The sequence below is a fragment of the Rhizobium sophoriradicis genome (assembly GCF_025200795.1).
Classification (GTDB): Bacteria; Pseudomonadota; Alphaproteobacteria; order Rhizobiales; family Rhizobiaceae; genus Rhizobium; species Rhizobium sophoriradicis.
The window spans coordinates 281,346-305,945 of record NZ_CP104155.1 but is presented as its reverse complement, the minus strand read 5'-3'; the positions used below and the strand labels follow the sequence as shown (position 1 = coordinate 305,945).

22 protein-coding genes and 2 pseudogenes are annotated in these 24,600 nt (G+C 61.8%); 17 read left to right on the top strand and 7 right to left on the bottom strand.

All coding sequences use genetic code 11. The features are described from left to right. Positions 1-46 precede the first annotated feature (46 nt). Positions 47-670, bottom strand: coding sequence for a TetR/AcrR family transcriptional regulator (locus N2597_RS29985; protein WP_009994566.1), 624 nt, complete (start codon positions 668-670; stop codon positions 47-49). A gap of 128 nt (positions 671-798) precedes the next feature. Between N2597_RS29985 and N2597_RS29980 the strand changes: the two genes are divergently transcribed. Then, the gene (locus N2597_RS29980) at positions 799-1,014 is read left to right on the top strand and encodes a hypothetical protein (RefSeq protein WP_183598084.1); all 216 of its coding nucleotides are present in this window, start codon (positions 799-801) and stop codon (positions 1,012-1,014) included. A 53-nt stretch (positions 1,015-1,067) separates the two neighbouring features. Here N2597_RS29980 and N2597_RS29975 read toward each other — a convergent pair whose 3' ends face one another. Continuing rightward, complete coding sequence (locus tag N2597_RS29975; protein ID WP_183598082.1) at positions 1,068-1,595, bottom strand: winged helix DNA-binding protein; 528 nt, start codon at positions 1,593-1,595, stop codon at positions 1,068-1,070. Between the two features lie 89 nt (positions 1,596-1,684). On the opposite strand from N2597_RS29975, the gene N2597_RS29970 reads away from it, so the two are divergent. Then, the gene (locus tag N2597_RS29970) at positions 1,685-5,296 is read left to right on the top strand and encodes a hydantoinase B/oxoprolinase family protein (RefSeq protein ID WP_183598080.1); all 3,612 of its coding nucleotides are present in this window, start codon (positions 1,685-1,687) and stop codon (positions 5,294-5,296) included. A gap of 90 nt (positions 5,297-5,386) precedes the next feature. Here N2597_RS29970 and N2597_RS29965 read toward each other — a convergent pair. Further along, positions 5,387-6,240 (bottom strand): annotated as a pseudogene (locus N2597_RS29965) (SDR family oxidoreductase). 236 nt (positions 6,241-6,476) lie between these two features. Here N2597_RS29965 and N2597_RS29960 point away from each other — a divergent pair. The 4 genes and pseudogenes from N2597_RS29960 to N2597_RS29945 all read left to right on the top strand — a co-directional run bounded on the left by N2597_RS29960 (position 6,477) and on the right by N2597_RS29945 (position 8,636). Beyond that, on the top strand, positions 6,477-6,806 hold the full coding sequence (locus tag N2597_RS29960; RefSeq protein WP_183598078.1) for a hypothetical protein: 330 nt from the start codon (positions 6,477-6,479) through the stop codon (positions 6,804-6,806). Positions 6,807-7,032: 226 nt separating this feature from the next. Next, on the top strand, positions 7,033-7,866 hold the full coding sequence (locus N2597_RS29955; RefSeq protein ID WP_183598076.1) for an IclR family transcriptional regulator: 834 nt from the start codon (positions 7,033-7,035) through the stop codon (positions 7,864-7,866). Between the two features lie 71 nt (positions 7,867-7,937). Continuing rightward, positions 7,938-8,192, top strand: a complete 255-nt coding sequence (locus N2597_RS29950) for a FitA-like ribbon-helix-helix domain-containing protein (RefSeq protein ID WP_183598074.1) — start codon at positions 7,938-7,940, stop codon at positions 8,190-8,192. Further along, positions 8,189-8,636: pseudogene (locus N2597_RS29945) on the top strand (PIN domain-containing protein). The gene N2597_RS29950 and the pseudogene N2597_RS29945 overlap by 4 nt, the downstream one beginning before the upstream one ends. Before the next feature lie 20 nt (positions 8,637-8,656). Here the strand turns inward: N2597_RS29945 and N2597_RS29940 are convergent. After that, positions 8,657-9,865, bottom strand: coding sequence for an amidohydrolase/deacetylase family metallohydrolase (locus N2597_RS29940; protein ID WP_183598072.1), 1,209 nt, complete (start codon positions 9,863-9,865; stop codon positions 8,657-8,659). A gap of 261 nt (positions 9,866-10,126) precedes the next feature. Then, the gene (locus N2597_RS29935; protein WP_077989665.1) at positions 10,127-10,993 is read right to left on the bottom strand and encodes a sigma-70 family RNA polymerase sigma factor; all 867 of its coding nucleotides are present in this window, start codon (positions 10,991-10,993) and stop codon (positions 10,127-10,129) included. 109 nt (positions 10,994-11,102) lie between these two features. Here N2597_RS29935 and N2597_RS29930 point away from each other — a divergent pair, with 109 nt between their 5' ends. Beyond that, positions 11,103-11,561, top strand: coding sequence for a carboxymuconolactone decarboxylase family protein (locus N2597_RS29930; RefSeq protein WP_183598069.1), 459 nt, complete (start codon positions 11,103-11,105; stop codon positions 11,559-11,561). A gap of 64 nt (positions 11,562-11,625) precedes the next feature. On the opposite strand, the gene rhaI is transcribed toward N2597_RS29930, so the two are convergent. Next, positions 11,626-12,918 carry an L-rhamnose catabolism isomerase gene (gene rhaI / locus N2597_RS29925; RefSeq protein ID WP_183598067.1) on the bottom strand — a complete coding sequence of 431 codons (1,293 nt, stop codon included), beginning with the start codon at positions 12,916-12,918 and terminating at the stop codon, positions 11,626-11,628. Positions 12,919-12,997: 79 nt separating this feature from the next. Here rhaI and N2597_RS29920 point away from each other — a divergent pair, with 79 nt between their 5' ends. Then, positions 12,998-13,156 carry a YqaE/Pmp3 family membrane protein gene (locus N2597_RS29920; RefSeq protein WP_088689959.1) on the top strand — a complete coding sequence of 53 codons (159 nt, stop codon included), beginning with the start codon at positions 12,998-13,000 and terminating at the stop codon, positions 13,154-13,156. On the opposite strand, the gene N2597_RS29915 is transcribed toward N2597_RS29920, so the two are convergent. Then, positions 13,157-15,253 carry a bifunctional rhamnulose-1-phosphate aldolase/short-chain dehydrogenase gene (locus tag N2597_RS29915; RefSeq protein ID WP_183598066.1) on the bottom strand — a complete coding sequence of 699 codons (2,097 nt, stop codon included), beginning with the start codon at positions 15,251-15,253 and terminating at the stop codon, positions 13,157-13,159. Between the two features lie 198 nt (positions 15,254-15,451). Between N2597_RS29915 and N2597_RS29910 the strand changes: the two genes are divergently transcribed. From N2597_RS29910 to N2597_RS29870, 9 genes are all read left to right on the top strand, one after another. After that, complete coding sequence (locus N2597_RS29910; RefSeq protein WP_010027273.1) at positions 15,452-16,264, top strand: DeoR/GlpR family DNA-binding transcription regulator; 813 nt, start codon at positions 15,452-15,454, stop codon at positions 16,262-16,264. A gap of 45 nt (positions 16,265-16,309) precedes the next feature. Continuing rightward, positions 16,310-17,305, top strand: a complete 996-nt coding sequence (gene rhaS, locus N2597_RS29905) for a rhamnose ABC transporter substrate-binding protein (protein ID WP_077989669.1) — start codon at positions 16,310-16,312, stop codon at positions 17,303-17,305. Positions 17,306-17,377: 72 nt separating this feature from the next. Beyond that, positions 17,378-18,913, top strand: coding sequence for a sugar ABC transporter ATP-binding protein (locus N2597_RS29900; RefSeq protein ID WP_183598064.1), 1,536 nt, complete (start codon positions 17,378-17,380; stop codon positions 18,911-18,913). Positions 18,914-18,922: 9 nt separating this feature from the next. Then, positions 18,923-19,924 carry an ABC transporter permease gene (locus N2597_RS29895; RefSeq protein WP_183598062.1) on the top strand — a complete coding sequence of 334 codons (1,002 nt, stop codon included), beginning with the start codon at positions 18,923-18,925 and terminating at the stop codon, positions 19,922-19,924. Then, positions 19,921-20,931, top strand: a complete 1,011-nt coding sequence (locus N2597_RS29890; RefSeq protein ID WP_183598060.1) for an ABC transporter permease — start codon at positions 19,921-19,923, stop codon at positions 20,929-20,931. Before N2597_RS29895 ends, N2597_RS29890 begins: the two co-directional genes overlap by 4 nt. After that, entirely contained in the window at positions 20,928-21,248 is a 321-nt protein-coding gene (rhaM, locus tag N2597_RS29885; RefSeq protein WP_040141153.1) for an L-rhamnose mutarotase, read from the top strand. The genes N2597_RS29890 and rhaM overlap by 4 nt, the downstream gene beginning before the upstream one ends. Then, entirely contained in the window at positions 21,245-22,624 is a 1,380-nt protein-coding gene (locus N2597_RS29880) for an FGGY-family carbohydrate kinase (protein WP_183598058.1), read from the top strand. Before rhaM ends, N2597_RS29880 begins: the two co-directional genes overlap by 4 nt. A gap of 89 nt (positions 22,625-22,713) precedes the next feature. Beyond that, positions 22,714-23,472, top strand: a complete 759-nt coding sequence (locus N2597_RS29875) for a fumarylacetoacetate hydrolase family protein (RefSeq protein ID WP_183598056.1) — start codon at positions 22,714-22,716, stop codon at positions 23,470-23,472. A gap of 129 nt (positions 23,473-23,601) precedes the next feature. After that, the gene (locus N2597_RS29870; protein WP_040111469.1) at positions 23,602-24,486 is read left to right on the top strand and encodes a helix-turn-helix domain-containing protein; all 885 of its coding nucleotides are present in this window, start codon (positions 23,602-23,604) and stop codon (positions 24,484-24,486) included. Positions 24,487-24,600: the final 114 nt, after the last annotated feature.

The following is a 24,600-nucleotide window of genomic DNA, read 5'->3' as shown; positions in this document are numbered from 1 at the left end:
TCCGGTGATGGAAAAACGGCATGGAGGCGGTAAGGTTCCCCGGAGGTCAGGTGAAAGAGGCGATCGCCGCCCTGCAGGCCTTGGCGAAATGACCGCAACAGCTGGCGGCACCCATCGCCTGGCGGCTGACTCGCGCGCCTTCGAGCAGCAGCGTCAGCGTATCGGCAAGAAGTTGAGGTTCGCGCGCACCGGCTGCCGAACAGAGCGCAGCCAGGCGATCGCGCTGTTCAGCCTTGTGCCGCTCGATCATCTCGTGGGCGGGATGGCCCTCGCCCTTGAGTTCGATGGCGGCATTGGCGAGATCGCAGCCGGCGGGCTCGCCGTTCAGACACTGCGCCCGCATCTCGACCCAGACGTCCAGCTGGGCGCTGGGATCGCCGGGATGGGCCGCCTCCAGATCCCGCCAGATGGCATCCGCCTTTTCGGACGCGCGGCGCAGCGTCTCGCAGACGAGCTCGTCCTTCGAGCCGAAATGCCGGTAAAGCGTCATCTTGTTGGTCGATGCCGCATCGGCGATGGCATCGACGCCGATGCCGCGAATGCCGTGTTCGCGGAAAAGCTCCGAGGCGGTCGAGACGATGCGCTCCCGCGGAGGGATGCGATCTTCTGGAACGGCGGCGGAGATTTCACTCGAAGTTTCTGATTTTTTTGCGGACGAAGTCCTTGACATCAATGTGACCGATCGGTAACAACTGCATTGTTACTTACCGGTAACACCACAGACCGCCAAAGTCAATGCCGAGAGCTTGGCGGCGCAAAGTGGAACACGGGCGACCGCCCACGAAAGGAGGACAAGCCATGAGAAAGACCAGAGACGACCTGACGATATCCGAAGCCCTTCGCGACCCCCTGATCGCCATGGTATTGCGCGCCGACGGCGTGAGACTTGAAGATTTCAAGCAACTCCTGGAGACGGCTGCCGGCAAACGCGAACCGCGCCCGACGCCGGTCGGCAAAATGATCGGAGCACTCGCAAGCCGCGCCAACCTGCCGGCGATGCCCTGCTTCGGCTGAAACAACTTTCTGAATACCGGGGGATCTCTCCCTGCCCCCGACAAGGGCTGTCGTCATAAAGAGGCGGCGGCCCTTGCTGCTTGATCATAATGGCCGGAAAGAGCCCTGAGGGTCGCCGCCACTGCCGATGTCGCCGCCGGATCGAGCCCAAGCCCTCTGACCGAATCCACTAGCAGCGCTTCGCGCACGGCGCGATATTTCAGGCAGGTTTCAAGGCCTTTGTCGGTGGCGGTAATCAACTTTTCCTTGCCCGCCCGCGTGCTTTTCACCAGACCGCGCTTTTCCAGTTTCTTGATCGCATAAATCACCACATGCGCATCCTCGACGCCGAGCACGCTGCAAAGGTCGCCGAGCCGCTTCGGCCGCTGCCGGTGAGCCACCGAATGCAGCACCAGCACGTCGATTGCGGCGCAGCCCGGTTCGCCCGCCGCTGTCATGCAGCGCACCATCCAGCGGTCGAAGGCATTGCTCGCGAGGATCAGGCCGAATTCCAGCTCCGAGAGTACAGGAAGCGCGCCATCGGCCAGATGTGCGGAGGAGACGATCGGCCCGATCTCCTGTCGTCCACGCCCTTCCGCCATTATCAACACCTCCGCGATCCAAGACGAGAAACGTTGACATTTTATCGATAAATCGTCAATAAATTTTCAGTTCAACAGGAGGCCGGACGATGGGCGGACAGTGGGATTTCTGGATCGATCGCGGCGGCACGTTCACCGATATCGTCGCCCGGCGCCCGGACGGCTCACTCATTGCCCACAAGCTGCTCTCGGAAAATCCGGAAGCCTATCGCGACCCGGCGGTGCACGGCATTCGCGAGTTGCTCGGCCTCAAAGCCGATGATCCGGTCCCTTCCAAGCTCATCGGCGCGGTGAAGATGGGAACGACGGTCGCCACCAATGCGCTGCTGGAGCGCAAGGGCGACCCGACCCTCCTGGTGACGACCAAGGGTTTTCGCGACGCGCTGGAGATCGGCTACCAGGCCCGCGCCGATATCTTCGCCAAGAAGATCGTCAAGCCGGAACTGCTCTATGCCGATGTCATCGAGGCCGACGAGCGCGTGCTGGCCGACGGCACCGTGGAACGCCCGCTCGACGAGGAAAATTTGCGGCAAGCGCTGGAAGCTGCCTATTCCCAAGGGCTGCGCGCCGTCGCCATCGTCTTCATGCACGCCTATCGCTACCCCGAGCACGAGCAGCGGGCCGCCGCCATCGCGCGCGCGATCGGCTTCACCCAGATCTCGCCCTCGCATGTGGTTTCACCGCTGATCAAGCTCGTCGGCCGCGGTGATACCGCCGTCGTCGATGCCTATCTGTCTCCGGTTCTGAGGCGCTATGTCGATCAGGTCGCAGCCGAGCTCGGCGCTGTCGAGGGACAAGGCCCGAAATTGATGTTCATGCAGTCCTCCGGCGGGCTGACCGACGCGCATCTCTTCCAGGGCAAGGACGCGATCCTCTCGGGTCCTGCTGGCGGGGTCGTCGGCGCGGTCGAGGTCTCACGCATTGCCGGTTTCAACAGGATGATCGGCTTCGATATGGGCGGCACCTCGACCGACGTTTCGCATTACGACGGTGAATTGGAACGCGCCTTCGAGACTGAAGTGGCCGGCGTGCGGATGCGCGCGCCGATGATGAAGATCCACACCGTCGCTGCCGGCGGCGGCTCGATCCTGAGTTATGACGGTTCGCGCTTCCGAGTCGGCCCGGAATCGGCCGGCGCCACGCCCGGCCCGAAATCCTATCGCCGTGGCGGCCCGCTTGCCGTCACCGACGCCAACATCATGACCGGCAAGCTGCTGCCGGAATTCTTCCCTGCGATTTTCGGGCCGGAGCAGGACCAGCCGCTGGATGCCGAGGCGGTGCGCGCCGCCTTTGCCGAGATGGCAGAGACGATCGGCGGTGGGCTCACGGCGGAAGACGTAGCCGACGGCTTCCTCGCCATCGCCGTCGAGAACATGGCCAATGCCATCAAGAAGATCTCCGTCCAGCGCGGCTATGACGTTTCCGGCTATGCGCTCACCTGCTTCGGCGGCGCCGGCGGCCAGCATGCCTGCCTCGTCGCCGACAGCCTCGGCATGAAAACCGTGTTGATCCATCCGTTTTCCGGCATCCTCTCGGCCTATGGCATGGGGCTTGCCGATATACGCGCCACGCGCCAGCGCGCAGTGCTGACGGAGATTGCCGAGGCGCTGGCGACGATTGGCGGCATCAGGGCTGAACTGGAGAAAGATGTCCGCGAGGAGTTGGCGCTGCAGGGCGTCGAGGCTGCCGATATGGAGATCGTCACCCGCCTGCACCTGCAATACAAGGGCACCGACACCGCCCTGCCGGTCGCCTTCGGGCCACAGGAAGAGATGGTGCAAGTCTTCGCCATCGCCCACAAGAAGCAGTTCGGCTTTATCTTCGAAGACCGTCCTGTTGTCGTCGACTCCATCGAAGTCGAGGGCATTGGGGGCGGCGCCAACATCGAGGAAACGGTGACACGGGCGGAAGCCTTCGTACCGCGAGCGCTGCGCACGACCCGCATCTTTTCCGGCGGTGCATGGCATGAGGCCGGTATTTTCGAACGCGGTGCACTGAAGCCTGGCGCCATCATCAAGGGCCCCGCGCTCGTCATCGAACCGCATCAGACGATCGTCGTCGAACCCGGCTGGCAGGCAAGGCTCACCGGCCACGACCATATCGTCCTCACCCGCGAAATCGCGCTGGCACGCAATGCCGCCATCGGCACGAATGCCGACCCCGTCATGCTCGAAGTCTTCAACAACCTCTTCATGGCGATCGCCGAACAGATGGGCGTGACGCTGCAGAACACGGCCCATTCGGTCAACATCAAGGAACGGCTCGATTTCTCCTGCGCCGTCTTCGACCGCACCGGCGCCCTTGTCGCGAATGCGCCGCACATGCCGGTGCATCTCGGCTCCATGGACCGTTCGGTCGAAACCATCATCCGCCTCAACGAGGGCCGCATCCGCCCGGGCGACGTCTTCGCGCTCAACGCTCCCTATAATGGCGGCACGCACCTGCCCGACATCACCGTCGTCACACCTGTTTTCGACCATACCGGAGAGACCATTCTCTTTTACGTCGCCTCGCGCGGCCATCATGCCGATATCGGCGGCAAGGCGCCGGGCTCGATGACGCCGCGGGCAACGAAGGTCGACGAGGAAGGCGTGCTGATCGACAATTTCCTGCTGGTCGAAGAAGGTCGTTTTCGCGAAGCTGAATTCGCGGCGATGCTGAAGGATCATCCTTATCCCGCCCGCAACCCCGCCCAGAACCTCGCCGACGTGAAGGCGCAGATCGCCGCCAATGAAAAGGGCGTTTGGGAATTGCGCAAAATGGTCGCTCATTTCGGGCTCGACGTCGTCGAAGCCTATATGGGCCATGTGCAGGACAATGCCGAGGAGAGCGTTCGCCGGGTGATCGCCCGCTTGAGCGACAGCGAATTCACCTATCCCACCGATCAGGGCGCCGTCATCAAGGTGAAGATCACCGTCGACCGGCTGGCGCGTGAGGCGACCGTCGATTTCACCGGCACGAGCGCGCAGCAGCCGACCAATTTCAATGCGCCGGAACCGGTGACCCGCGCTGCCGTGCTCTATGTCTTCCGTGTCATGGTCGAGCAGCCGATCCCGATGAATGCCGGCTGCCTGCGGCCGATCAGGATCATCGTGCCGGATGGTTCGATGCTGCGCCCGGCCTATCCGGCCGCCGTCGTTGCCGGCAATGTCGAGACCAGCCAGCATGTGACCAATGCCCTATTCGGAGCACTCGGCACGCTCGCGGCAGCCCAGGGTTCGATGAACAACCTGACATTCGGCAACGCAACCTACCAATATTACGAGACAATCTGCGCCGGCGGCCCCGCCGGCCGGCTCAATGACGGTACGGGCTTCGACGGCGCCGACGGCGTGCACACGCACATGACCAATTCGCGGCTGACCGACCCTGAAGTGCTGGAATTTCGGTTTCCTGTCGTGCTGGAAGATTTCCACATCCGCCGCGGCTCAGGCGGCAAGGGGCAGTATAGTTCCGGCGGCGGCACCGAGCGTACCATTCGCTTTCTGGAAATGATGGATTGCAGCATTCTCTCCTCGCATCGAACGATCCGGCCGTTCGGCCTGTTCGGCGGGGAAGACGGGCAGTTGGGGAAAACCGAGATCCGTCGCGCAGACGGCACCAGCGAAGGGCTCGCAGGCTGCGATCAGGCAATGCTCGCCGCCGGCGACGCCGTGATCGTCACGACGCCGACCGGCGGCGGTTACGGCAGGCCGCGCTGAAGCGGGTCGCATCAGGTCAGAAGGACACGCTTCAGTTCGTCCTTTCATGCACGTGTTTGAACCCGAACCGCCAGTTCCGGGTAACCGGCATCAAAGGATCGGCTTGCCGCCGGTGACCGCGATTGTCGTGCCGGAGACATAGCTGGACAAAGGATCGGCCAGCATCACGTAGGCTGTTGCGAGCTCGGCCGGCTGGCCCGGCCGTTTCATCGGCACCTGCTTGCCGAAATTGCTGACGCTTTCCTCAGGAAGCGTTGAGGGAATGAGCGGCGTCCAGATCGGCCCCGGCCGGCGTTGGCGCGAATGCCTTTCTCGGCCAGCAGCTGGGCGAGGCCGGCGGTGAAATTCTGGATCGCCCCCTTGGTCGTCGCATAGGCGAGCAATGTCGGATTCGGACTGTCGGAGTTGATCGAGGCCGTATTGATGATGGCGCTGCCGGGCTTCATATGGGGGACGGCAGCCTTGGTCAGGTAGAACATCGCGTGGATGTTGACCTTGAAGGTCAGTTCCCACTCCTCGTCGCTGATCTCGTCGATGCTCTTGAAGCTTGCCTGATGCGCGGCATTGTTGACGAGAATGTCGATACCGCCGAGCTCCTTGACCGCCGTGTCGACGATCTGCCGGCAATGAGCCGGATCCTGGATATCGCCGCTGACGAGCACGGCCTTGCGTCCGGCCTGTTCGACGAGCCGCTTCGTCTCGTCGGCATCCTCATCCTCGTCCAGGTAGGAAATCACCAAGTCGGCGCCCTCCCTGGCATAGGCGATCGCCACCGCCCGGCCGATGCCGCTATCGCCGCCGGTGATGATCGCCCGCTTACCCTTCAACCGGTCGGAACCGCGATAGCTTTTCTCGCCATGATCGGGAACGGGATCCATCTGTGCGGTAAAACCGGGCATGGGCTGTTTCTGGGACGGGAAAGGCGGTGTCGGATAATTCGTCATCATGACCTCCTGGGTTCGGGGTCAAACTCAGGCTGCGGCTTGTTGTTCCAAGCGGGATTACGACTGCATCGTTTTCGGATTCAAATGACCTCACGTCGAGACATCAGTTCTCGTCGCCATCGGGACGGCGTCCGATTTCGAGCGCCATCGCGCCCGAATTCAGAATCCTCCTCGACAGACCTCAAGCATGGTTGTAATGGCGAGGCATTACACGCATTGCCCAATGAGACACCGAAATGACAACTGACGGATCAGTGCAGCCTCATGGCTTATGGCCACGTGTCAGGGACAGAGAGAGCGCTATTTATGTGACCAGAATGGCCGGGTTACCCACTTTTCTGCTGGGCATTTCCTATGTTCTGAGCCCCTATTTAGAATCCCAAATTTTTGATTTGCGCTCTGGCATCGAAATCCTCGTCGGAGCTTTGTTAATCTTGACGGGCCTGCGCATACGCAGCGGCAAGCTGGGGTTGTTGCCATTCTCGGTTGCGATGGTTTTGCTGCATGCCTTGGGTAGGGTTTGTGGGCTTGGATATTCGTGCGAAACGGATACGAACCTGAAATGACTGCGGCATTTCTAACAATGTCGCTGATGCAAGTGCTGACGAGTCTTCTTATGATCAGTGGGCTGCGGGGATGGCGGTGGCTGAAGAATAATCCATGAGTTTCCCCAGGGCTTCCATCGCTGGCGCACCCGCCCGCACGATCAACCTACAAGATGTTGCGATTTGCCACAGCGACCGCTATGCCATAGTAATGTAACATGATCGCAGTGTTAACGAGGTGCATGAATTGGACGGAAAGACATCACCCGCAGTTTACTCCGAAGATGAGGGCCATGCCGACGAAGCCGCCGGCAAGGGTGCGCGCCGCGCGCGCGTCAGCGGCATCGACCGGGCGCTTCAGGTGATCGATCATCTCTATGAGACGGGATCGCCGGCCGGCGTCTATGCCATCGCCAAGGCGGTGAAGGCGCCGCTTTCGACCGTTTACGTCATCGTCGACGATCTGGTCGAGAAGAACATGCTGACACGTCAGGCTGATGGTTCGATCTGGCTCGGTGCGCGGCTTTATCACTATGGCCTCGCCTATGCCCGGTCGCTTGATTTCATGAGCATCGCCACCCACGAGATGCATGATCTCTGCCGCCAGGCCGGCGAAACCGTGCAGGTCTGCGGCCGCGACGGCGATTATATGCTGGTGCTTGCCATGGCCGATGGCCCGAGCCACTTCCAGGTGGCATCCCGCGTCGGCACCCGGGTGCCGTTGAACTGGACAGCATCCGGCCGCCTGCTCGTCGGCCATCTGCCGGAGCAGGAGCGCATCGAGCTGTTCAAGCGCTGCGCCCGCTCGTCGCCGACCGGCCGCGCCGAGATCGATCCAAGCACGCTATCGGAAGCCGCCGCCAAGGCCTTTGAGGCGCGCCTGTCGATCCAGGCGGGGGAATCCGATTATGCGGTCGCCTGCATCGCCTCGCCGATCTGCGACCGCGACGGCCAGTGCGTCGCCACCATCTCCATCGTGCTGCCGGAGCAGAAAGCCTTCTCCGACGAGAACCACTATACCGCGCATGTGCGCAATTCGGCGGAGCAGATCGAAAAACTGATGGGCTGGCGCAACCGCTAGCGCCTCCTGATTGCGACATGACTGCATAATGGCTATATTGCTGTCATTGACAGCGTATTCGGAGTTTGAATATGGCCATTCTGACAGTTCGAAATGTGCCCGATGAGGTGCATCGCGCATTGCGTCTGCGGGCGGCGATACACGGCCGCAGCACCGAGGCGGAGGTCCGTGACATCCTGGAAAATGCGGTGAAACCCGAGCAGCGTATGCGCATGGGGGATGCGTTGGCGGAAATCGGTCGACAGTCAGGGCTGTCCAATGATGATTTCGAAGGGCTCGACCAGCTACGCAACAAGGCGCCGGCGGAGCCATTGAGGTTTGAATGATCGTTCTGGATACGAACGTTCTTTCCGAGGCGATGAAACCAACCCCTCATTCGGCTGTGCGGTCATGGCTGAACGAGCAGGTCGCTGAAACCTTGTATTTGTCGAGTGTGACGTTGGCCGAGTTGCTGTTTGGCATCGGCGCGCTGCCGGACGGTCGGCGCAAGACGGCTCTAACCGAAACACTCGGCGGTATACTCGAACTGTTTCAGGATCGCGTGTTGTCATTCGACGCGGAAGCGGCCCGACACTATGCCGATCTTGCCGTCAGGGGCTCGTGCGGGCGGCAAAGGATTTCCAACTCCGGACGGATATATCGCCGCCATCGCCGCTTCGAAGGGGTTTATGGTCGCAACACGCGACGTCAGCCCCTTTGAAGCCGCGGGACTTACTGTCGTAAATCCCTGGAACCACCAAGCACCTCACGCCTTTCGGACGGATTTCTGATCAATCCGGCGCCGTATATCCTAACGGTAGGAATAACCATGGCTATGCCGCACGAGCTTGCGCGCTCGCGGCAGGTAGCGGCTGGCGGTGACGGCCTCGGCGCCCATCACCGCATAGCGCGGCTCGAACAGCTTGTTCAAGACCGAGAGATCGCCGTTGGAATCCGTCGCTTCGAGGTCGGAATCGACCAGGTCGAAAATGGTGAATTCCGCCTGCGCGCCGACCGAAAGCAGGTTCTCCATCGACAGCTTGATGACCGATGCCGGCGCATGGGTGACGGCGTCAACCACCTTGTCGAAGGGCATGCCGACGCTGAGCAGCTTCGACATCGTCGTCGCCAGGTCCCAGACCGGAAAATTCATCGAATGGCCGTGCAGGTCGGTCGAGATCGAGAAGGGCAGCAGGCCGCGGGCGATCGCTGCTTCCGCCACCTTGAAAGAGAAGGAGGCGCCGCCATGGCCGATGTCGAGGCGGATGCCCTCCGAAGCGCAGCGCCCGGCGAGATTGAAGAGATCCTCGTCCTCCATAATGCTCGACCCGGCCTTGCCGTTGAAGCAGTGGGTGACGACGTCGCCGGGGCCGAGGATTTCGAGCACTTCATCATAAAGCGCCGGCGGCTCGCCGACATGCACCATCATCGGCACTTTGAGGATCTTGGCGATCTTCTTGCCGAGTTTGACCGGGGTCACACCCCAGGAACCGGTGATGACGTGGCTGGCGCGCACCTTAATGCCGACGATATGCTCGCTGTTTTCGGCATAGACTTCGAGGATGCGGTCGAGATCGATATCTCTGATGTCCCTTAGTTCAGCGACGCGGTTGCAGGCGACAAGACCAATCGAGCCGAGGTTCAGAAACGCCTTGATGCGCTCGCGCGAGAGCTCGATGATATATTCACGGAAACCGTGGAAATTCGCCTCGCCGGCCGACCCGGCATCGACAAGCGTCGTCACGCCGCGCTCGAGACCGCATTCAGAGGGGCGGATCGAAATGTCGGTGCCGCCATGCCAGATATGCACATGCAGGTCGATCCAGCCTGGCGAGATGAAGGCACCCTTGCCATCGATGCGCGTCACATCCTGGGAAACCGCGAGCGACGACCCGATCTCAGCGATCCTGCCCTCGCCATCAACGAGGATGTCGATCACCCTCTCGCCTGTACCCCCACCGAAAGCGACCGGTTTGACATTGGTAAGGAGAAGCGGCTTCTTCATCTGGTCGCCGGACATATATGTATTCCTTCCGAAGTCTGGGAATCGCTCCCTGCCCATCCGTCCAAGTCGCTATGGAGAGTGAGGGAAACTAGAGATGGCGGCTCATACAATCACACCTGAGCAATTCCGTAATTATGACATATGAGGCCGTATAATAGAATAAGGCCAAGCTCATGGCTGTCAAGGAATCTGTCACAGAAAATGACCCGACTCGCCACGGCGCAAACGCAGAGGCGCCCCGAAGCGAGCCGGTCTGGTTCCAACATCAGCGCGCTTTCAGTCCCGAAGGATCGAATAGTTGATCCGTTGCAGATGATCCGGATCGGCAACCGCGTCGATCGCAACAATCCTGTCATCGCCGATCGCCAGCGTCACCGCGACGCGAATCTGACCGCCAATATCAACGACAAATCCAACTTCGCCGTCCACGACGGCGATCTGCGCCGCCTGTGCCCGGCCCTTGAAGGCCTGGGCCACGTCGGCCGCGCCGCGCATTTCGCCAATGCCATATCGGGCCGCCGTCGCATCGGGCCGGAAGACGACGTCGGGCGCGAGCACAGCAAGCAACGCCTCCAGATCGCTGTTGCGGGAAGCGGCAAGAAAGGCCTCGGCGATCGTCCGCTTGCGGGCAAAATCGACCTCCGGCGCCTCGTCCACGCCCTGCACCCTTCGGCGCGCGCGGCTTGCGAGCTGTCGGGCGGCAGCGGATGAGCGGCCGATGATCGGCGCAATCTCATCGAACGGCAGATCGAACATGTCGTGCAGCACGAAAGCGACACGTTCGGCGGGCGCCAGCGTCTGCAGCACGACGAGCAGTGCCAGGCCGACGGAATCGGCGAAGGCTGCCTCGCGTTCCGGATCCTTCTCAGGATCGGCCAGCCCGGCATGAGCGGGCATATCCAGCGGCTCCTCGCGCCGGCTTTTGCGCGCCCGCAGGATGTCGAGGCAGATACGCGCCACGACCGTCGTCAGCCAACCGCCGAGATTTCCGACATCGCTCGTATCGGCCCGGCTCAACCGCAGCCAGGCCTCCTGAACGGCGTCCTCCGCCTCACTGCGGGAGCCGAGCATGCGATAGGCGGCGGCGCGCAAATGTGCCCGGTTCGCCTCAAATTCATCAGCCAGCCATATTTTTTCGTTCATCCGTCACATTCCTTCGCTGCGTTCCGTCAAACCTATGACGAATGGAAACCGGCCGATGTGACAGTGCCGGCGGATCGGTCGACCCGCAAACGCATCAAGGAGACATATCATGCAGGAGAGAATGGGAAATCCCGCCCTCGTCCTTCCCGCGGCCATGCAGGCGCTGACGGCGCTCGGCAAAGTGCCGGCGGAGGCCGGCCTTTCACCGAAGCTGCTCGAACTCGTCAATCTGCGCGCCAGCCAGATCAACGGCTGCAGCGTCTGCATCGACGGGCATCCGCGCATCGCCAAGAAGCTCGGCGAGACCGATGAAAGGCTCTTCGCCGTCAGCGCCTGGCGCGACACGCCTTATTTCAGCGATGCCGAACGGGCAGCCCTCGCGCTAACCGAGGCCGTGACCCGCACCAGCGACCGCGCCGACCCGGTGCCGGACGATATCTGGGACGAAGCGACCCGGCATTACGACGGCAGAAGCCTCGCAGCCCTCGTCGTCGCCATCGCCAACATCAATGTCTGGAACCGGCTGAACATCGCCACCCGCCAGATCGCCGGCGCCTGGAAGCCGTAAACGGCAATGACCGGCAGCGCGTCATCCGCGCTGCCGGTCATCCTTTTATTTTCAGCTTTGCAATTCAGATGATACCGCCGCCGCCGGCAACGGAAGCCGGGCGCTCGGCCGCCACCTTGTTGCGGTAGCCGCTGGCGCGGTAGGCGGCGATCGGGTCGATCGCGCCGCCGGCCCGGCGCCGGGCTTCGGCGAGGATCGGCTCGACATCGGCGCGATAGGCGCGCTTCAGCGTTTCCGACGCCATCAGCGCGTCATTGTCCTGCTGGTAACCCTCGAGCGCCTTGCGGTCGACGATCAGCGCCTGCGCATAGGCGCGGCGGATTTCGTTGGCGCTGTTGATCAGGCTCTCGATCGGATCGGTGACATTGTGCGACTGGTCGATCATATGGGCCGGGTTGAAGTCGTTGACGCCACGCTGCTCGGCATCGACCAGCTCGTTGAAGACGAGGAACAGCCGGTAGGGATCGATCGCGCCGGCGTCGAGATCGTCATCACCATATTTCGAATCGTTGAAGTGGAAGCCGCCGAGCTTGCCGAACTGGATCAGCCGGGCGACGATCATCTCGATATTGGTGTTCGGTGCATGATGGCCGAGATCGACGAGGCAATGGGCCTTCGGGCCGAGCGTCTGGGCGATCAGGTAGTTGGTGCCCCAGTCCTGCACGATCGTCGAATAGAAGGCCGGCTCGTACATCTTGTGCTCGGTGAAGAGCTTCCAATCGTCGGGCAGCGCCTTGTAAATGTCAGCCATCGAGGCGAGGTAACGCTCGAACGCCCTTGTAAAATTGCTCTGGCCGGGAAAGTTCGAGCCGTCGCCGATCCACACCGTCAGCGCCTTCGAGCCGATCGCCTTGCCGATCTCGATGCATTCGAGATTGTGCTCGACCGCCTGCGCCCGCGTTGCCGCATCCGTATGGCTGAGCGAACCGTATTTGTAGGAATGGGCCTGTCCCGGCGCATCGGAAAAAGTGTTCGAATTCATTGCGTCGAAGCCGAGGCCGAGCGCATCGCCCTTGGCCTTCAATTCCCTGGCATCCGCCTTGTCCCAGGGAATATGCAGCGAGACATTCGGCGTCGCCTGCGTCAGCTGGTTGATGACGGCGCAATCGTCGAGCTTGTCGAAGATGCCGCGCGGCTCGCCGGTTCCGGGAAAACGGGCAAAGCGCGTGCCGCCGGTGCCGACACCCCAGGACGGAACGGCGACGAAAAATTCCGCAACCTTGCGGGTGATTGCTTCGATATCGACGCCGCGCCGATCAAGCGTCGCACCCAATGCGCCGTAATCAGCTTTCAGTGCCGCCACCCGCTTTTCATTTTCGCTCGCCACCAGATCCGGCGCAATCCTGAATTCAGCCATTGTTTCCTCCCACGTCGCGAACCACCGAACCGTGGTTTGCGTTCTAACGCTTGTATGTCTTCAAAACTCAGGAGCTACGATGGACATCGTCCGCATTCTTCTTGCGATCATCCTGCCGCCCCTTGGCGTATTCCTGCAGGTCGGGATCGGCCTGCATTTCTGGCTCAACATATTGCTGACGCTTTGCGGCTATGTGCCGGGGATCATCCACGCAATATGGGTGATCCTCCGAAAATAGTTAGCGCGTAAAACTCTGCACGTTGCCGGCATCGACGTTGATGATGTTGCCGGTCGACTTGGCCGAGAGATCGGATGCCAGGAAGTAAACCGCTTCGGCGATGTCTTCCGGGAACACGTTGAGCTTCAGCATGGAACGCTTGCGGTAATGCTCCTCCAGGTCGTCCACTTCGATCTTCGAGGAAGCCGCACGCTGTTCGCGCCATTCGCCGCTCCAGATCTTGGAGCCGCGCAGGACCGCATCCGGATTGACGGTGTTGACGCGGATGCCGGCATCCGCGCCTTCCAGCGCCAGGCAGCGGGCGAGATGGATCTCGGCGGCCTTCGCCGTGCAATAGGCGGACGCATTCGGCGAAGCGGCAAGCCCGTTCTTCGAGGCAATGAAGACGACGTTGCCGCCGAGCGCCTGCCGGCGGAACAGCCGGAAGGCCTCACGCGAGACGAGGAAGTAACCGGTCGCCAGAATGTCGATGTTGCGGTTCCACGTTGACAGCTCGGTCGTTTCGATCGGCGCCGAGGAGGCGATACCGGCATTCGAAATGAGAATATCGATGCCGCCGAATTCGACGCAGGACTCGGCGAAGGAGGCGATAACCGCGTCTTCCTTGGTAACGTCGAGCTTCACGCTACGCACGGCATCGGCGCCATATTTCTTCACGAAATCGGCCTCGGTCGATTCGAGCGCCGCCTGATCGATATCGGCGAGCACCACGCAGGCGCCCTCGCCGACGAGGCGCGCGGCCGTCGCCCGGCCGATGCCGCCGGCGCCGCCGGTGACGAAGGCCACCCGGCCGGCCAGGCTCTTCGGCTTCGGCATGCGCTGCAGCTTCGCCTCTTCGAGCAGCCAGTATTCGATATCGAAGGCTTCCTGCTCCGGCAGGCCCTGATATTCAGAGACCGTCGAGGCGCCGCGCATGACGTTGATGGCGTTGACGTAGAATTCGCTGGCGATGCGTGATGTCGCCTTGTCGCGGGCAAAGGACAGCATGCCGACGCCGGGAACGAGGAAAATCACCGGATTGGCGTCGCGCATGGCGGGCGAATTGTCATGCTTGCAGTCGTTGTAATAGCGGGCGTAGTCGGCGCGGTAATCTTCCAGCGCCTGGTCGAGACCGGCAATGATCGCGTCGACATCCGGCTTGGCGGGATCGAAATCGACGATCAGCGGGCGGATCTTGGTGCGCAGGAAATGATCCGGGCAGCTGGTGCCTAGCGCGCCGAGCGGACGCAGATCCCTGGAATTGACGAATTCGAGCACGGCCTCCTGATCGTCGAAATGACCGAGCTTGCGCTCCTGCTTGCCGATGCGGCCGCGAATCTCCGGCATCAGCCGGGCGGCAATGGCGCGGCGTTCGGCAACTGGCAGGCTCTCGGAAACCGCGCCGCCGAAAATCGTCTTGCCTTCGGTCTTTTCGGCAAACCAGACGATCGCCTTGTTGATGATCTCGAGCGTCAGCTCGTAGCAGGCCTTGGCATCATTCGCCCAGGTGAAGAGGCCGTGGCTTTCGAGCACGACGCCTTTGGCGTTCGGGTTGGCCTTGACGAAGGCTTCGAGATCGAGGCCGAGCTGGAAGCCCGGACGGCGCCAGGGCAGCCAGCCGATCTCGTTGCCGAAGATCTGCTGCGTCAATTCTTTCGAATTCTTCGAGGCGGCAATGGCGATGATCGCATCGGGATGCATGTGATCGACATGGGTGAAAGGCACGAAACCGTGCAGCGGCGTGTCGATCGAGGCGGCGCGGCCGTTGAGGTTGAAGGTGCAATGCGGCAGGAAGCCGACCATGCGGTCTTCGTCCTCGACACCCTTATAGATGGATTTCAGCGATTCCAGCTTGTCCTGGTAGAGCGTGGCGAAACCATCGAGCTTGATCGTGCCGACGTCGCCGCCCGAGCCCTTGACCCAGAGCACCTTGACCTTGCCGCCATCAAGCGGATCGGTTTCCATCACCTTCGCCGAGGTGTTGCCGCCGCCGTAATTGGTGATGCGCTTGTCGGCGCCGAGCAGATTGGAGCGATAGAGCAGCTTGCCGGGCTCGTCGAGGCCCGCCGCGTAACCATCATCCCACCGGTTTTCCAGAAGCCGGACGTTCGCCGCCATATCATCCTCCCATATCAGGCTTGTCGGGGGCCGCAATCAGCACGCCCTTTCGCTCACGGTATCGCGCATCAAAAGTGCGCTTGTCAATCGAAAACGATCAAAATCGATTATGCTGCATCGCAATATGAAAATTTATGATCGTTTGTGATTGACAGTCTTTAACGGATACGAAATAAATATGACAAGAGGAGGAGCCCAATGCACGAACGCGAACGCCATCGCATCATCTTAAGCGCCGTTCAGGAAAAGTCCGTCGTTACGATCCAGGACATCTCCGAGCTTACGGAAGCTTCCGAAGCGACCATCCGGCGCGATATTGCGGCTCTTCATGTGCAGGGCAAGATCCGCCGGGTCCGCGGTGGTGCGGAAGCCGTGCACCCGCCGCAGCTCGGCAATCTTGCCGGCCGACCCTTCCGGGTTTCAGAATCAGTCAACATCGATAAAAAGCGCGCAATTGCACGCGCCGCCGTCGATCTCTGCGAAGCCGGCGACGCCATCATCATCAATGGCGGCACGACGACCTTCCAGATGGTGCATTATATGGCCGGCCATCGCCTGCAGGTCATGACCAACTCTTTCGCCATCGCCGAACATCTGGTGAAGCATTCCAAAAACACGGTGACGGTGCCGGGCGGCGCGATCTATCGCGAGCAGAGCCTGATCCTGTCGCCTTTCGACAATGACGCGATCCGCAATTTTTATGCGCGGCGCATGTTCATCGGCGCCCAGGGCGTCGGCCCGCTCGGCATCATGGAGGCGGATGCCCTCATCATCCAGAGCGAGCAGAAGCTGATGCATCAGGCCGACGAACTCGTCGTCATGGTCGATTCGAGCAAGTTCAATCGCCGGTCGAGCCTCATTCTCTGCGCGCTCGACCGCGTTTCCGTGGTCATCACCGATGACGGGATTTCGGAAGAGGCGGCGCGCATGGTCGAGAATGCCGGCGTCCGGCTCGTTGTCGCAAGCCCGGTGACCCAGGCTGTGAGGGAGGATTCCTCGTCGGTCGCATGAGGCGCCGCCGAGGTGGGAAGTCTAATCTTAATGGGAGGAAGTAACATGAAACTCGCAAAGACACTTGCGCTCGGCGCAGCGCTCGCCGTCGCCATGATGGCCGGCACGGCAACCGCCGCGGACATCAAGATCGGCCTCGTCGTCAAGTCGCTCGGCAACGGCTTCTTCGACGCCGCCAACAAGGGCGCCCAGGAAGCCGCCAAGGAACTCGGCGGCGTCGAGGTGATCTATACCGGCCCGACCTCGACGACGGCCGAAGGCCAGATCGAAGTCATCAACTCGTTGATCGCCCAGGGCGTCGATGCCATCGCCGTCTCGGCCAACGATCCGGACGCGCTCGTTCCGGCATTGAAGAAGGCTACCCAGCGCGGCATCAAGGTCATCTCCTGGGATTCCGGCGTCGCCCCGGAAGGTCGCATCCTGCAGCTCAATCCTTCGTCCAACGAGCTGATCGGCAAGATGTGCCTGACGCTCGCCAAGAATCATCTGGAAGGCGGCAAGGGCGACTTCGCCATTCTGTCGGCCACGACTACCTCGACCAACCAGAACATCTGGATTGACCAGATGAAGAAGCAGCTCAAGGATTTCCCGGGCCTCAACCTCGTCACCACGGTTTACGGCGACGACCTCTCGGACAAATCCTATCGTGAAGCCGAAGGCCTCCTGAAGTCGAACCCGAACGTCAAGGTCATCGTCGCTCCGACGACGGTCGGCGTTCTCGCCGCCTCCAAGGTCGTCGAAGACAAGGGCCTCGTCGGCAAGGTCTACGTCACCGGCCTCGGCCTGCCGTCCGAAATGGCCGGCGCCATCAAGTCGGGCGCGACCAAGGAATTCGCCATCTGGAATCCGATCGACCTCGGCTACTCCGCCACCCAGATCGCCTATCGCCTCGTCAAGGGCGAGACCGACGGCAAGCCGGGCAGCGAGATCAATGCCGGCCGCATGGGCAAGATCAAGGTCGGCGACAACGGCGAAGCCGCCATGGCCGATCCCTTCGTCTACAATGCTTCGAACATCGACCAGTTCTCCAAGGTCTTCTGATCCGGAGCCGACGCGTAGAACCCGGCGGCTCGATGCCGCCGGGATTTCCCTTTTGACACTGGTAGAAATCTGATGAACGCTGCCTTTCAACAACCCGTCACGGACAGCAAAACCGGCGATGCGCCCGCGATCCTGGAAATGCGCGGCATCTCCCAGATCTTTCCTGGGGTGAAGGCGCTCGACAATGTCAGCATCGCGCTTCATCCCGGCACAGTGACCGCACTGATCGGCGAAAACGGCGCCGGCAAATCGACGCTCGTCAAGATCCTGACCGGCATCTACCGGCCGAACGAAGGCGAGATCCTGGTCGACGGCCGGCCGACGAGTTTTGCCAGCGCCCAGGCTGCGATCGATGCCGGGGTCACCGCCATCCATCAGGAAACAGTGCTTTTCGACGAGCTGACGGTTGCCGAAAACATCTTCCTCGGCCATGCGCCGCGCACGCGCCTGCGCACCATCGACTGGCAGGCGATGAACAGCCGCTCGAAGACGCTGCTGACCGCGCTCGAAAGCAATATCGATCCGACCATCCGGCTGAAAGACCTCTCGATCGCGCAGCGTCACCTGGTGGCGATTGCCCGCGCGCTGTCGATCGAGGCCCGCATCGTCATCATGGACGAACCGACCGCCGCCCTTTCCCGCAAGGAGATCGACGATCTGTTCCGCATCGTCCGGGGCCTGAAGGACCAGGGCAAGGCGATCCTCTTCATCAGCCACAAGTTCGACGAGCTTTATGAGATCGCCGACGATTTCGTCGTCTTCCGCGACGGTCGCGCCGTCGGCCAGGGGCGGCTCAAGGACACGCCGCAGGACGAGATCGTCCGGATGATGGTCGGCCGCGACGTCGAGAACGTCTTTCCGAAGATCGATGTTGCCATCGGTGGCCCGGTGCTGGAGATCCGCAACTACAGCCACCGCACCGAATTCCGCGACATTTCCTTCACCCTGCGCAAGGGCGAGATTCTCGGCGTGTACGGTCTGATCGGCGCCGGCCGCTCGGAACTGTCGCAATCGCTCTTCGGTATCACCAAGCCGCTTTCCGGCACGATGATGCTCGAAGGCCGCGAGGTCACCATCCATTCGCCGCAGGACGCGATCCGCGCCGGCATCGTCTATGTGCCGGAAGAGCGCGGCCGCCATGGCCTGGCGCTGCCGATGCCGATCTTCCAGAACATGACGCTGCCGTCGCTCGCCCGCACCTCGCGCCGCGGCTTCCTCCGGGCTGCGAACGAATTCGCGCTGGCCCGCAAATATGCCGAGCGGCTGGATCTGCGCGCTGCCGCGCTTTCCGTGCCGGTCGGCACGCTGTCGGGCGGCAATCAGCAGAAGGTCGTCATCGGCAAATGGCTGGCGACGGCGCCGAAGGTCATCATCCTCGACGAGCCGACCAAGGGTATCGACATCGGCTCGAAAGCGGCCGTGCACGGCTTCATCAGCGAACTCGCCGCCGAAGGCCTGTCGATCATCATGGTCTCGTCCGAACTGCCGGAGATCATCGGCATGTCCGACCGTGTCCTCGTCATGAAGGAAGGCCTCTCGGCCGGAATTTTCGAACGCGCCGAACTGTCGCCGGAAGCGCTGGTGCGCGCCGCCACCGGCAATGCATGAGGTAGAAGCATGGCAAGACTGATCAGAAAACGCGAAACCCTGCTGTTCCTCATCATCGTCGTGATGATCGCGATCTTCTCGACGCGGGCAGCCGATTTCGCAACGCCGGACAATCTCGCCGGCATCTTCAACGATACCTCCATCCTGATCATCCTGGCGCTGGCGCAGATGACGGTGATCCTGACGAAATCGATCGACCTGTCGGTCGCCGCCAATCTCGCCTTCACAGGCATGGCGATCGCGATGATGAATGCCGCATATCCGGGCCTGCCGCTCGTCGTGCTCATCCTCACAGCGATCGTCATCGGCGCGGCACTCGGCACGATCAACGGCTTCCTCGTCTGGCGTCTTGAGATCCCGCCGATCGTCGTGACGCTCGGCACGCTCACCATCTATCGCGGCATGGCCTTCGTGCTCTCTGGCGGAGCCTGGGTCAACGCGCATCAGATGACGCCGACCTTCCTCGCCGTTCCCCGTACGCCGATCCTCGGCCTGCCGGTGCTGAGTTGGGTCGCGATCATTATCGTCGCGCTGATGTACATGCTGCTGCGCTACAGCCAATTCGGCCGCTCGGCCTATGCGACCGGCGGCAATCCGACCGCGGCGGTCTATGCCGGCATCGATACCGGCCGGACGAAATTCCTTGCCTTCGTCCTCTCGGGTGCCTTGGCGGGTCTTGCCAGCTATCTCTGGGTGTCGCGTTATGCTGTCGCCTATGTCGATATCGCCAACGGTTTCGAACTCGACAGCGTTGCCGCCTGCGTCATTGGTGGCATTTCGATTGCCGGCGGCGTCGGCTCGGTCGCCGGCACGGTGCTCGGCGCGCTCTTCCTCGGCGTCATCAAGAATGCTCTGCCGGTCATCGGTATTTCACCCTTCACGCAGATGGCGATATCAGGCACCGTCATCATCCTCGCCGTCGCCTTCAACGCCCGACGCGAGCGCAACCGCGGCCGCATCATCCTGCGCGACCGCGCCGCAGCCGATACGACAACGGAGGCCGCAGCATGAGCGCCGTTTCCATGCCGTCCGAAAAGCGCATCATCCCCGACCGCCTCGGCACACCTTTCCGCCGCATCATCGCAAGCTGGGAAGTGCTGCTCTTTGGCGTCGCCGTCCTGATCTTCATTTTCAATTCGCTGGCGTCGCCCTATTTCCTCGATGCCTGGAACCTCTCGGACGCGACCTTCAACTTCACCGAAAAGGCGATGATTGCCTTCGCCATGGCGCTGCTCGTCATCTCAGGCGAGATCGATCTCTCGGTTGCCGCGATCATCGCGCTCGCCTCGACGGCGATGGGAGCGGCAGCTCAAGCCGGCATCGGCACGCCCGGCCTTGTGCTGATCGGCATCGGCACCGGCCTTGCCTGCGGCATCTTCAACGGTTTGCTCGTCTCGGTGCTGAAACTGCCGTCGATCGTCGTCACCATCGGCACGATGAGCCTTTTCCGCGGCATTTCCTATATCGTGCTCGGCGACCAGGCCTATGGCAAATACCCCGCCGATTTCGCCTATTTCGGCCAGGGTTATGTCGTCTGGGTGTTCTCCTTCGAATTCGTGCTCTTCATCGTCGTGGCGATCCTCTTCGCCATCCTGCTGCATGCGACGAATTTCGGCCGGCAGGTCTATGCGATCGGCAATAATGATTTCGCTGCCCGCTTCTCCGGCATCCCCGTCGAGCGCGTCAAATTCATCCTCTTCCTGCTGACCGGCATCATGAGCGGTGTCGCCGCCGTCTGCCTGACCTCGCGCCTCGGCTCGACCCGGCCTTCGATCGCCCAGGGCTGGGAACTCGAGGTCGTCACCATGGTCGTGCTCGGCGGCATCTCGATCCTCGGCGGCTCCGGCAGGATCGGCGGCGTCGTCATCGCCGCCTTCGTCATGGGCCTCGTCACCTTCGGCCTCGGCCTGTTGAATGTGCCCGGCATCGTCATGTCGATCTTCATCGGCCTTCTCCTCATCATCACCATCGCCATCCCGATCATCGCCCGCCGCATCAAGATCATGAGCTCCCGATGACATCAGAAAAACACGCCTTCAAGATGCAGCTCAATCCCGGCATGGAAGCCGAATATCGCAAGCGCCATGACGAGATCTGGCCGGAACTGGTCGATCTCCTCCATAAATCAGGCGCCAGCGACTACTCCATCCATCTCGACCGCGACACCAACACGCTGTTCGGTGTCTTGACGCGGCCGAAGGACCACACCATGGCAAGCCTTCCGGACCATCCCGTCATGAAGAAATGGTGGGCGCACATGGCCGATATCATGGCGACAAATCCGGATAATTCGCCCGTCCAGAGCGACCTCGTCACCCTCTTCCATATGCCATGACCGCCACTTCCTATCGCCGCATCGCGGTTATCGACATCGGCAAGACCAATGCCAAGGTCGTCGTGCTCGAAAGCGGCACAGGCGCCGAGATCGCCGTCTTGAAACGGCCGAACGTAACGATCAATACCGGCCCCTACCCGCATTACGACATTGAGGCTCTCTGGTCCTTCGCGCTCGATGCGCTGAAGAAGCTGGCGCGCGAACCAGGCTTCGACGCCATTTCGATCACCACCCATGGCGCCGCAGCCGCACTGCTCGATCGGGACGGCACGCTCGCCATGCCTGTGATCGACTACGAACACGAATATCCGCAAGAAATCCGCGATGCCTATACGGCCTTGCGCCCCCACTTCGACGAAACCTTTTCGCCGCGCCTCGCGATGGGTCTCAACGTCGGGGCGCAGTTGCACTACCAGAGGAGCGCTTTCCCCGAGGAATTCGCCAAGGTCGCGACGATTCTCACCTATGCGCAATATTGGACGGCGCGCCTGACGGGTGTTGCCGCCAACGAGCTGACCTCGCTCGGCTGCCATACCGACCTCTGGAACCCGAAGACCAGCGACTATTCCTCGCTCGTCGACAGGCTCGGCATCCGCGCGCTGATGGCGCCGATCCGCTCTGCCTTCGATGCGCTCGGCCCGGTGCTGCCGGAGATTGCCGCAGAGCTTGGGCTCGCAGCCCCCGTGCCGGTCTATTGCGGCATACACGATTCCAATGCCTCGCTGCTGCCGCATCTGGTCCATCGGGAGGCCCCTTTCGCCGTCGTCTCCACCGGCACCTGGGTCATCAATTTCGGCGTCGGCGGCGATCTCGATCGTCTCGATGCCAAACGCGATGCGCTCGCCAATGTCGATGCCTATGGCCGGGCCGTCCCCTCCTCGCGTTTCATGGGCGGGCGGGAATTCGAAATTCTCTCGGCCGAGATCGGTCCTGTCGATGAAAAGGCCGCCCAGGCGGCGATCGGCCCTATCATCGAAAAGGGCGTGATGCTGCTGCCCAACATCGCCCCCGGTTCTGGACCTTTTCCTGGAAAGACCAGCCGCTGGATTGGTGCTGAAGAGGCGAGCCGCGAGGAGCGGCATGCCGCTGCCTGCCTCTATCTCGCTTTGATGACCGATGCCTGCCTCGGGCTGATCGGCGCCAAGGGCCCCATCATCGTCGAAGGGCCTTTTGCGCTCAACGAGACCTATCTGAAGCTGATTGCCGCCCTTGCCGGCCGCGACGTCGTGGCGCTTCCCGGCTCGACCGGTACCAGTCAGGGTGCCGCCCTTCTCACCGGCATCCGGCCGGTAGCCGGCGCCGAAACGCATGTTCCGCCGTCCGATATCGCGGGCCTCGCCGCCTATCGCGATCGCTGGTACGCGGCGATGGAATAAGAGCATTTCCAACTTCGGCCCGAGACCCACTTGTTCAATGCTGCCCTGCCGTTAGTGTGCCACCTCGAAAATCAGCTCGAGGAGACAGCATGACACAGGCATTCGATCCACGCGCCCTTGCGGCCAGACTGCACAGCCTGCGCCAGGCCGGCCGACAGGAGGAAACCGGCACTTTCACGCTGCCGGCCGATCTGCATCAGGCGATGGAGGCGCAGAATTCCCTGACTGCGGCCGACGGCATTTCCAGCAATGCCTGGAAGGTGACGGTCTCGCCGCAGGGTCAGGCGGTCACCGCTCCGCTGCATCCCTATGCCGAGGCCGCCTCGGGTGCTGATATTCCCTGGTATCCGGGCATGAAATTCGAGACTGAGATCGCCGTGCGTCTCGGCCAGGATCTGCCGATCCGCACCGGCGCTGCCTATAGCCGCGCAGAAGTGGTCGAGGCGATCTCCGCTGCCCATCTCGGCGCCGAACTGATGGTCAGCGCGGTCAGGGAAAGCGGCAGCATCTCCTTTTTGCTGTTTACATCAGACCGGCTCGGCAACAGCGGCTATGTGCTTGGCCCGAAGCTCGACATAAGCGTTGTCGATGCCGCCGCCGGCACGCCGCTCAAGGTCACTCATGCCGGCCGCACGATCTATGACGGTCCGGCCCAGCATCCGAAGGGCGACGTTCTTACCTGGCTTGTCAATTACGCCAATGACGGCTTGCGCCCGGAGACATCGCTGAAGGCCGGCGCGTTGATCACCACGGGCACGTTGAGCGGCGCGATCGAACTGACGGAGCCGGGCGAGATCGATATCCTCCTCGGCGACAGCCAGCTCCGTTTCGCGGTGTCGAAGCCCTGATCGATCGCTGCTTTCCATTCGCGGATCCGGACCGCATTCGGTGATTGTCATCCGGTTCCGCCTGCTGTAATAAACTTGAGTATAAATTGAAGGTTTACTCCCGGCGCATGGCCGGGGGCGGAAATGGAAATGACGTTTCAACCGCGGATGCAGAACAAGATCCAGGGCTTCTCTGTCATTGGCGGCGTGCATCGCCGCCAATGGAACGGCATCATCGCCGATGTCTGGGACGTCGAATGCGCCGCTTATGCCGGCGGCTATTATGTCTCGCGGGATCCGCGGCTGTTCATCATGCTCGACAAACGGGGACCGGGCAATTCACGCATCAAGCTGTCGCCGAAGGCCGAGGGCGCCGTTCAGGATGCGGAAAAGCGGCCGATCTCCTATGTGCCGGCCGGCATGGAAGTCTGGGCCGATCTCACCGGCGTGCATTCGGTGCGCCACCTCGACGTCCATTTCGAAGCCGACACGATCAGCCGCCGGCTGATGGAGGATATCGACCCGCGTCGTCTCGGAAGCCCGCAGCTTCTCTTCTCCGATGATCGGGTGCTGGCGCTGGCGCAGCTGGTCGCGGCCGAATGCCTAAATCCGGAGCCGCTGCACGATCTCTATGGCGACGGCCTCGCCCTGGCGCTGATCATCGACGTGCTGAAGCTTTCCAAGGCGGTGCCGCGCAAACGCAGCAAGCTCGCCTCCTGGCAGCTTCGCCGCGCCACCGATTTCATCGAGGAAAACTGCCTGCGCAACATCCGCCTCGAGGAACTCGCCGGCCTGACGGGCTTGTCGCAATCGCATTTCAGCCATGCCTTCAAGGCTTCGACCGGCATCGCGCCGCATCAGTGGCAGACCAATGCCCGGCTAGACAGGGCCAAGCGGTTGCTGGTCGAGAGCGAATATGCCTTGACCGCGATCGCCGCCGAAACTGGCTTTGCCGACCAGGCGCATTTCACCCGCGTCTTCCGCAAGCATGTCGGCAGTACGCCGGCCAGCTGGAAAAAGGCCCAGCTTGCCTAATTGCAACGGCCCTCCGGCAATTGTTTGCCAGGCGGAGAATTGCCCAAAAACGTTCAAATTTCCCCGATCCGGACAAGCCGAGCCGTTAAAACTGAGTTAAACGCTCACCTTATT

Bases quoted from the DNA above. Each gene is read 5' to 3' on its own strand.
- N2597_RS29980 (WP_183598084.1), top strand. From the start codon at position 799: ATGAGAAAGACCAGAGACGACCTGACGATATCCGAAGCCCTTCGCGAC.
- N2597_RS29960 (WP_183598078.1), top strand. From the start codon at position 6,477: ATGACAACTGACGGATCAGTGCAGCCTCATGGCTTATGGCCACGTGTC.
- N2597_RS29935 (WP_077989665.1), bottom strand. From the start codon at position 10,993: ATGAACGAAAAAATATGGCTGGCTGATGAATTTGAGGCGAACCGGGCA.
- N2597_RS29895 (WP_183598062.1), top strand. From the start codon at position 18,923: ATGGCAAGACTGATCAGAAAACGCGAAACCCTGCTGTTCCTCATCATC.
- N2597_RS29870 (WP_040111469.1), top strand. From the start codon at position 23,602: ATGACGTTTCAACCGCGGATGCAGAACAAGATCCAGGGCTTCTCTGTC.
- N2597_RS29875 (WP_183598056.1), top strand. From the start codon at position 22,714: ATGACACAGGCATTCGATCCACGCGCCCTTGCGGCCAGACTGCACAGC.
- rhaM (WP_040141153.1), top strand. From the start codon at position 20,928: ATGACATCAGAAAAACACGCCTTCAAGATGCAGCTCAATCCCGGCATG.
- rhaI (WP_183598067.1), bottom strand. From the start codon at position 12,918: ATGGCTGAATTCAGGATTGCGCCGGATCTGGTGGCGAGCGAAAATGAA.
- rhaS (WP_077989669.1), top strand. From the start codon at position 16,310: ATGAAACTCGCAAAGACACTTGCGCTCGGCGCAGCGCTCGCCGTCGCC.
- N2597_RS29950 (WP_183598074.1), top strand. From the start codon at position 7,938: ATGGCCATTCTGACAGTTCGAAATGTGCCCGATGAGGTGCATCGCGCA.
- N2597_RS29890 (WP_183598060.1), top strand. From the start codon at position 19,921: ATGAGCGCCGTTTCCATGCCGTCCGAAAAGCGCATCATCCCCGACCGC.
- N2597_RS29985 (WP_009994566.1), bottom strand. From the start codon at position 670: ATGTCAAGGACTTCGTCCGCAAAAAAATCAGAAACTTCGAGTGAAATC.
- N2597_RS29920 (WP_088689959.1), top strand. From the start codon at position 12,998: ATGGACATCGTCCGCATTCTTCTTGCGATCATCCTGCCGCCCCTTGGC.
- N2597_RS29970 (WP_183598080.1), top strand. From the start codon at position 1,685: ATGGGCGGACAGTGGGATTTCTGGATCGATCGCGGCGGCACGTTCACC.
- N2597_RS29930 (WP_183598069.1), top strand. From the start codon at position 11,103: ATGCAGGAGAGAATGGGAAATCCCGCCCTCGTCCTTCCCGCGGCCATG.
- N2597_RS29940 (WP_183598072.1), bottom strand. From the start codon at position 9,865: ATGTCCGGCGACCAGATGAAGAAGCCGCTTCTCCTTACCAATGTCAAA.
- N2597_RS29915 (WP_183598066.1), bottom strand. From the start codon at position 15,253: ATGGCGGCGAACGTCCGGCTTCTGGAAAACCGGTGGGATGATGGTTAC.
- N2597_RS29910 (WP_010027273.1), top strand. From the start codon at position 15,452: ATGCACGAACGCGAACGCCATCGCATCATCTTAAGCGCCGTTCAGGAA.
- N2597_RS29880 (WP_183598058.1), top strand. From the start codon at position 21,245: ATGACCGCCACTTCCTATCGCCGCATCGCGGTTATCGACATCGGCAAG.
- N2597_RS29975 (WP_183598082.1), bottom strand. From the start codon at position 1,595: ATGGCGGAAGGGCGTGGACGACAGGAGATCGGGCCGATCGTCTCCTCC.
- N2597_RS29900 (WP_183598064.1), top strand. From the start codon at position 17,378: ATGAACGCTGCCTTTCAACAACCCGTCACGGACAGCAAAACCGGCGAT.